Source organism: Chelativorans sp., assembly GCF_031180965.1.
Classification (GTDB): Bacteria; Pseudomonadota; Alphaproteobacteria; order Rhizobiales; family Rhizobiaceae; genus Chelativorans.
In genome coordinates, this window is record NZ_JAPSLH010000051.1 from 1 (window position 1) to 5,459 (window position 5,459).

Consider the following 5,459-nt stretch of genomic DNA (forward strand, 5'->3'; position numbering starts at 1 on the left):
GGGGTGGACCCGGAGACCGGCAAGGTAACAATTTTGTGGGAGAAGTGACATTTGTGCGGCCGTTTCACCCGATACCTCACCTGGTCTGAGATTCATCGCCTCTACCGCCTGACGCTGGACTGGGAAAAGCAGCGCAATGACGAACCGAACTACAACGTCTGCCCTACCGACGAGGTGCCGTTCGTCACGGCCGGCGAGAACGGCGGCCACAAGCTCCACCTTGGCCGCTGGTGGCTTGTCCCGTGGTGGGCGAAGGAGATGCCCAAGGCAGCCATGTTCAATGCGCGGATCGAGACGGCCGACAGCTCCGGCGCCTTCAAGGATGCATGGAGGACGACGCGCTGTCTGATCCCAGCCGATGGTTTCTATGAGTGGACAAAGAACCCCGGCGACGACGGCCGCGACCCCTGGCACATTCACCTGCCAGATCATCAGCCTTTCAGCTTCGCCGGCCTCTGGGCCTACAACAAGAAGCTGGACGTGACGAGCTGCACGATCATCACCATGCCTGCGGCCGCGCCGATCTCGCAGCTGCATGATCGCCAACCCGCCATTCTGGACCCGGCCGCTTACGACGAATGGCTGGACCCTTCGACGCCTGGCGAGAAGCTGAAGCCGTTGCTGTTCGAAAGGAACATCGACTCTCAACTGCGGTTCTACCGCGTCGGCCGGGAGGTGAATTCGAACAAGGCGAAGGGCCCAAAATGCATAGAGCCGGTCAACCCGCTGTAGAGGACCGGATGACGAAGCGATACGCAAAGCGCCGAACCGGTGATGGACTTTGGGAGGTCTACTACGTGCCCACCGGATCAACCGTGGTGACGGATGGACCGCTTAGCCAGCTCGAAGAGCATGAGGCGGATGAGGCCTTGGAGTTGTTAGAGCGAATGGTGGAGGAGGAACACCGGTGACCCAGGACGAGCCAGTGATCAGGGATTTTGAAGCGCTCAAGGGGAAGAAGTGGGAGGAGGCCACAGAGGCAGAGAAGAAGGACTGGCTGGCCACGCTGGCTGAACTCAACCACATTCTCAACCCGCCATGGCCGGATCGGGAGCAGGAACGAGGCAGCGATGCAGTACCGTGAGAGCCTGATGCACCTGAAACTCCTCTGCCGCGTGGTGACCGGCAAGGAGTGGGATCAGGCTTCGGAGGCAGAGCAGGAGAAATGCCGCCTCGTGGCCAAAGAGATACACGCCATCACCTACCGGCAATGGCCTACTCACGTTTCTGAGAAGACGAAGCACTAAGCAACAATCGCCGCCGGTCAAAGCCCAGCACGTCCCGGCGACCCGCTAAAAGCTAGGCGCCGGAACGATTCGCGGCAGCAGAGATTGAGTCCCGTCAGTACCGCGTTCGGGAGTTCGTCTGTTGTCGAGTGTGCGGCGTACCAGTGCCTTGCGTGCCGAGCGGACGGTTCGATCTGAACCGGCGCACCGGCCGCCGTCCTGGCTGGAGCAATACCGCGATGCAAAACGAGCACCCTTCCCCGGCTTCATAGAACCGTGCCAGCCAACGCTGCGGAAGCGGCCGCCCAACGGCGATGATTGGGTGCATGAAATCAAGATTGACGGGTACCGGGCGCAGCTGCAGGTCAATGACGGCAAGGTGCGGGTCTACACCCGCACAGGCCTGGACTGGACGGAACGCTTCGCCCCGATCGCGGAGGCGGCAAAGGCCCTTGCCGGCCGCCAGCTTATCATGGACGGAGAGGCAACAGTCTTCGGCAAGACCGGCCTGCCGGATTTCCAGGCACTGCGGCGAGAGCTCGGAAAGCGAAGCTCCACCCGCCTCACCTTCCAAGCCTTCGACCTGCTCTACCTTGACGGATACGATCTTCGCAACCTCCCGCTTGTCGAGCGGAAGGCCCTGCTGAAGGACCTCCTCGCCAGCCAATCTGGCACATTGGCCTATGTCGATTTCCTCGAGCTTGAAGAAGGCGCGCAGGTCTACCGACACGCCTGCAAGTTGGGCCTGGAGGGCATCGTTTCGAAACGGCGCGACGCGCCCTACCGATCAGGGCGGCAGGAAATCTGGATCAAGGCCAAATGCGCGAAGCGGGCTTCTTTTCCGATCATCGCGTTCGTGGAGAAGCTCGGTGCACGCCCGCGCCGGATTGCCTCGCTCTATCTCGGCAGGTGGGAGGATGACCGCCTGGTCTATGCCGGCAAGGCTGAAACCGGCTACACGATGGCCGTGGCGCGGGAGATTAGGGAAAGGCTCGACGGTCATATCACCGGCAAGAGCCCTCTCTCTCAGCCGATAAAAAAGCCAAAGGCAACCTGGGTGGAACCCGTTGTCGAGGCCGAGATCGCCTACGGAGCCGAAACAGACGACGGCCTGCTACGGGAGGCGGTCTTCAAGGGGTTGAGAGAAGAGAGCGGGGCGCCGGCGCGCAAAGCTCCCAAGGTAGCGAGAACCCGCGGCAGCGTTCCAAAGGAGAACATTCTTCAGCTCCTGCCGGACGCGGTCGTGCCGTCAAAGGACGAGCTCGTCGGCTACTGGACGCGGGTGGCGGATCGCGCGCTGCAAGATCTCGGCGGCCGGCCGCTGAAGCTTGTCCGACATGTGCGCGGCACCACGTTCTATCATAAAGGCCCGCTTCCGCCGATCCCGCCGGAGGTGCACCAGTTACGCATCCAGAAGCGCGAGGGCGGCGAAGGAGTCCGGCTGTGGGTGGACGACCTTGCCGGCTTGCTTGGCCTCGTCGAGATTGGCGCCGTGGAGTTGCACCCCTGGGCGGCCACCGTGGATGACATCGAGCACGCGGACACGCTGATCTTCGACCTCGATCCGGGTGAAGGTATTCCGTGGGAGTTCGTAGTCGAGACGGCGCTGAACCTGCGTGATCGCCTGAAGCAGGAAGGTTTCGCGACCTGGCCGAAGCTGACCGGCGGCAAGGGCGTTCATCTTATGGCGCCGCTGCCGGAGAAGATGACGCACAATGCGGTGCATGCCTATGCAAAGAGGATCGCGCAGGAGTTCGCGGCTTCGGACGAGCGCTATACCACCTCCGCCCAGGCGGCGCGCCGTGGCAAGCTGTTCATCGACTATCTCCGCAATGGCCGCGGCACCACCGCTATCGGCACCTACTCGCCACGAGCTCGGCCCGGCTTTCCGGTTGCGGCGCCGGTGACGTGGCGCGACATTGAACGAGGGATGAGACCGGACGCTTTCGCCATCGCTCGTCTACCAAAGCGGAGGCCGAGATGATCACCCTGAACGCATTCTTGAACGACGACGACACGCAGGTTGCCCTGCAGTTTCCCGAACTCAACGACGCGACAGTCACCCTCACCCGCGACGATCTGGACGAGTTCATTGCGGTTCTGGGAAACATCCGCGAGCGCATGCAGCCGTCCGATGCGCAGCCGCCGCAAAACCAACTGCATTCCTAATGAGCGGTCAAGCAGACCGAACCGGGACATAGACGGCAGTTCTCCTGCCGTCGGTCAGCGAGACGCAGTTTGCCTCTGTGAAGGCTCCTGCCTCGACATACCTGGGGACTATCTTCAGATCGCTGCCCTCGAGCGGCTCCCCTTGAAGGGACGTGTAGGGCGCCCACCGCTCTCCGTCCGTCACGATCACCAAGCCATCCGGACGAACGGCAGCAATCGCAAGATCATCGCCTTCCATGGTCGCCGACCGGGGCAACGATGCCTGGAGTTCCTCGTCGTAAGCTGCTTCTTCGGGCATGCATCCGGAACGGCAGGGAGCGAGAGAGGTTCCGAAACGAAAAAGCCCCGCCGGCCGGAGCCAGCGGGGCGAATTGGTACTGAAAGGGATCCCGGGGTGAGGGGCTCCGGTTCCCTAACTGAGTAGCGTGGGAAAGGTTTCAAGGGCCGAGTCGGAAATCACCCTTTGCGGTGCGGCGGGTATCTGTTCTCCCGCATATTTTTGATCTCGTCGCGGATCTGGGCCGCGATGCTCACGTGCACCTCGTCAAAGTGCTTCATGGAAGTGATCGCTAGGGCGATGGCACCCTGCGCGTTCTCGACCCGCACCATGGTTCGGGAAATTGCCTCGAGCTCGCCGACCATCTTTTCCTGCCGATTAGCGGTCCCTTCGAGCGCCCGTCGGATGTCCTGGAGGACCGACACTGCATTCTCCAAGTCGCGCCCAATTTCGTTCAGACGATTGAGGTGCTGTTCCATCATCTGGGCGTTGCCGCCTGTCCTTCCTCTTTGGGAATCGGTTTCAATATTGAGATCGCGCCTGCGGCTCCACACGCCGGCGAAGGTGACTACGGATGCGATGATGATGGTGACGATCCAAGTGATCACGCTCTGTTGATCGTCCGGAGTCATCCGTCACCTGCCGATCTGCCTTGGAAGCGTTCCTTGATGTTGGCGACATAGGCGTCCGCTGCGCTCCGGTAGCAGGATGCGAGATCGAAAAGCGCCAGGGTGAGATACACCGCGACGCCTGTCGACCAGACCCCCGCTGAAAGAGAGTGCTTTACGAACAGGAAGGTCAGGTGAGACCAGATCATCACTCCGGCAAAGGCGCCCATGCAGCGGACTACCGGACTTCGTCGATGATGGCCGTTCACCCAGAGGGCGACGAGCCAAAGACATCCCACGGTGCCCAGGAGAACTGCCAACTGCTTCTCGGTCCATCCGGTGCGGATGAAATATGAGAAAGCTTCGTTCTCTTGGATTGTGTCGCCAGGCAGCGCGAAAATAGCGGCCAATCCTACCATGATCGAGGCGGACAGGTATTCGACGCGGCGGTTCTTCATTTACTTCGGCTCTCGCGCCCATGCCTGGCGCATTCGGTCGGCGTCCATACCGATGCGCCGCAGAGTCCCGCGGCAGTCTCATCGATCGCCTGTTGATCGGCCGGCGTCTTGCCCTCGGCTCCGACGAGTGCAGTCCCGACGATCGGACGCAAGCCCTCAATCGTTGCAGGTGCCGGTCTCGAAGTCGAACAGCTTGCCGCGCTCAATGCAGAGGCGATAGCGAGCGCGCCAATCCTCAGCCGCGTTGCCAGCATTTTCGTTCTCCTTCCTGATCTGTTCGGAAAAGGCGGCCTGCTCGACGGCTCTGCCGGCGCGGTAAGCGGCGGTGTGCGACCAGGCGAGACCCGCGATCACAGCGAGCGCCGCGCCGAGCTTGATCCATGTGCCCAGGCCGAGCATCACACCGCCTCCGGCACCGCATCGCCCTCGTCGGTCTGCCGGCTCTTCCACCAGCCATAGGCTGCCCAGGAGAGGCCGCCGAGCACGAGGAGCACGGCGACTATGGTGAGCGCCCCGGATAGCCATTCGAGGCCGGGAACGCCGGCAAGCCGATCGGCCGCGCTGTCGATTTGCTGGCGCGCGGTCTCAATACCGGCCCCGGTGACGACTGCCGCACCGCCCTGCTTCGCCTCTTCGGTCTCCAGCGGCCCCAGCGAGCCCGGAACCTCCTCCGGCGCGACCTTGAACGACGACAGAGCGCGCATGGTCTCGGGACCGGCTA

At 62.2% G+C, this 5,459-nt stretch carries 11 protein-coding genes; 6 read left to right on the forward strand and 5 right to left on the reverse strand.

The annotated features are described in order from the left end of the window. The first annotated feature begins 51 nt into the window (after nucleotides 1-51). The 6 genes from RIN79_RS21255 (at nucleotide 52) to RIN79_RS21280 (ending at nucleotide 3,395) form a co-directional block, all read left to right on the forward strand. Nucleotides 52-732, forward strand: coding sequence for an SOS response-associated peptidase (locus RIN79_RS21255; RefSeq protein ID WP_309086703.1), 681 nt, complete (start codon nucleotides 52-54; stop codon nucleotides 730-732). 8 nt (nucleotides 733-740) lie between these two features. Further along, on the forward strand, nucleotides 741-911 hold the full coding sequence (locus tag RIN79_RS21260) for a hypothetical protein (protein WP_309086704.1): 171 nt from the start codon (nucleotides 741-743) through the stop codon (nucleotides 909-911). Continuing rightward, on the forward strand, nucleotides 908-1,084 hold the full coding sequence (locus RIN79_RS21265; RefSeq protein WP_309086705.1) for a hypothetical protein: 177 nt from the start codon (nucleotides 908-910) through the stop codon (nucleotides 1,082-1,084). Before RIN79_RS21260 ends, RIN79_RS21265 begins: the two co-directional genes overlap by 4 nt. Beyond that, nucleotides 1,071-1,247 carry a hypothetical protein gene (locus RIN79_RS21270; RefSeq protein ID WP_309086706.1) on the forward strand — a complete coding sequence of 59 codons (177 nt, stop codon included), beginning with the start codon at nucleotides 1,071-1,073 and terminating at the stop codon, nucleotides 1,245-1,247. Before RIN79_RS21265 ends, RIN79_RS21270 begins: the two co-directional genes overlap by 14 nt. A 130-nt stretch (nucleotides 1,248-1,377) precedes the next feature. Then, entirely contained in the window at nucleotides 1,378-3,210 is a 1,833-nt protein-coding gene (ligD, locus tag RIN79_RS21275) for a DNA ligase D (protein WP_375165993.1), read from the forward strand. Next, nucleotides 3,207-3,395, forward strand: coding sequence for a hypothetical protein (locus RIN79_RS21280; RefSeq protein ID WP_309086707.1), 189 nt, complete (start codon nucleotides 3,207-3,209; stop codon nucleotides 3,393-3,395). Before ligD ends, RIN79_RS21280 begins: the two co-directional genes overlap by 4 nt. 7 nt (nucleotides 3,396-3,402) lie before the next feature. Here RIN79_RS21280 and RIN79_RS21285 read toward each other — a convergent pair whose 3' ends face one another. The 5 genes from RIN79_RS21285 to RIN79_RS21305 all read right to left on the reverse strand — a co-directional run. Beyond that, a complete protein-coding gene (locus RIN79_RS21285) occupies nucleotides 3,403-3,693 on the reverse strand; it encodes a hypothetical protein (RefSeq protein ID WP_309086708.1) in 291 nt (96 codons plus the stop codon). Between the two features lie 158 nt (nucleotides 3,694-3,851). Then, nucleotides 3,852-4,304, reverse strand: a complete 453-nt coding sequence (locus RIN79_RS21290; RefSeq protein WP_309086709.1) for a hypothetical protein — start codon at nucleotides 4,302-4,304, stop codon at nucleotides 3,852-3,854. After that, nucleotides 4,301-4,738: a hypothetical protein gene (locus tag RIN79_RS21295; protein ID WP_309086710.1), complete on the reverse strand. Its 438-nt coding sequence runs from the start codon at nucleotides 4,736-4,738 to the stop codon at nucleotides 4,301-4,303. The genes RIN79_RS21290 and RIN79_RS21295 overlap by 4 nt, the downstream gene beginning before the upstream one ends. A 156-nt stretch (nucleotides 4,739-4,894) precedes the next feature. Continuing rightward, the gene (locus RIN79_RS21300) at nucleotides 4,895-5,137 is read right to left on the reverse strand and encodes a hypothetical protein (RefSeq protein WP_309086711.1); all 243 of its coding nucleotides are present in this window, start codon (nucleotides 5,135-5,137) and stop codon (nucleotides 4,895-4,897) included. Next, the coding region (locus RIN79_RS21305) for a hypothetical protein (RefSeq protein WP_309086712.1) at nucleotides 5,137-5,459 on the reverse strand (323 nt) is incomplete at its 5' end. The genes RIN79_RS21300 and RIN79_RS21305, both read right to left, overlap by 1 nt.